1 protein-coding gene is annotated in these 524 nt (G+C 39.7%); it reads right to left on the reverse strand.

Annotated elements, in window-relative coordinates; all coding sequences use genetic code 11:
• The coding region (locus AAEY57_RS19415; RefSeq protein WP_350608596.1) for an IS982 family transposase at window positions 1-524 on the reverse strand (524 nt) is incomplete at both ends.

Raw genomic sequence — 524 nt, forward strand, 5'->3', positions numbered from 1 at the left:
CGGTGTCTAGAGTGTTCAATGTAAGAAATGTTTTTCAATTGATCATTCACCGTTTCGATTATAAATCGTTTTTTCAATAAAGCCCTGTCCCACAATGAAATAAATTTTTTCTTCATATTCTTTCGAACCGTCGTGATTAACTCGACACCTTTTTCTAGTAACTCACCAGAGAGCGCTTTGCTGATATAACCTTTGTCGCCATAGAGTTTTCCGAAGATAGAGTCCGCCATATCAGAAACAGGCTCTCGATCATCCACATTGCCCGTTGTGAGCTTTAGCGCCACAATCTCACCTAAATGATTAATTATTAAATGTAGTTTGAATCCATATGACCAACCCATAGTGCCTTTTCCATGATGAGCAACGCCTTCAAACACTTTATTTCTTTTAGCTCTGATGATGTGACACACTTCTATTTTAGTGGAGTCAACAAATTGTATACCTGTGGGCTTGCCAAGTTTTGATGTGAGGTAACTGCACATCGGAACCACCACACTAGGCATAAGCGCGAGAAACCTTGTGTA

Source organism: Pseudoalteromonas sp. MER144-MNA-CIBAN-0113 (assembly GCF_040308965.1).
GTDB lineage: Bacteria > Pseudomonadota > Gammaproteobacteria > Enterobacterales > Alteromonadaceae > Pseudoalteromonas > Pseudoalteromonas tetraodonis.